This window comes from Bartonella sp. AA97HXZ, from assembly GCF_042196985.1.
Taxonomy (GTDB): domain Bacteria; phylum Pseudomonadota; class Alphaproteobacteria; order Rhizobiales; family Rhizobiaceae; genus Bartonella.
The window spans coordinates 1-579 of record NZ_JBHIRC010000107.1 but is presented as its reverse complement, the minus strand read 5'-3'; the positions used below and the strand labels follow the sequence as shown (position 1 = coordinate 579).

The 579-nt window shown below is 37.0% G+C and carries 1 pseudogene; it reads left to right on the top strand.

From position 1 onward, the window contains the following. A pseudogene (locus ACFINE_RS09945) lies at positions 1-579 on the top strand (hypothetical protein); the annotation flags it as partial.

Below are 579 nucleotides of genomic sequence, written 5' to 3'. Positions count from 1 at the left end.
ATGTTAAAGATGGGAAAATTGCTGAAGATTCGCATGATGCGATCAATGGGAACCAAATTAATAAAATATCTGGAGATATAGCAAATTATTTTGGTGGTGGTGCCTCGTTCGAAAATGGTGCTTTTAAAGGACCAAACTATAGTTTATCTGTTATTGTTGAAGATGGTCAGGTGGCAAAAGCCAATTATCATGATGTTGGCTCAGCTTTGAGTGGTCTCGATGCAAATGTGAAGAGTGTGAATAGTCATCTCACGAATGTGGTCAATAATTTTACACAACAAATCAATGATATTACACAAGAAGTCAAAGGGGATGCTTTGTTGTGGAGCAATGATGAGCAGGCATTTGTAGCACAGCATGGAGAGGAAAAAACCAATAGCAAAATTAAGTTTCTTGCTAATGGAGATATTTCTGCTAATTCAACCGATGCAGTAAATGGTTCGCAGCTCTTTGCTACTAATCAGAATGTTATCACTGTTACGAATAATCTCTCAACAATTTCTCAAAATACATCACAATATTTTGGTGGTGGTGCAGATGTATCTAATGGTAAAGCACCAACTTACACAATTCAGGGTA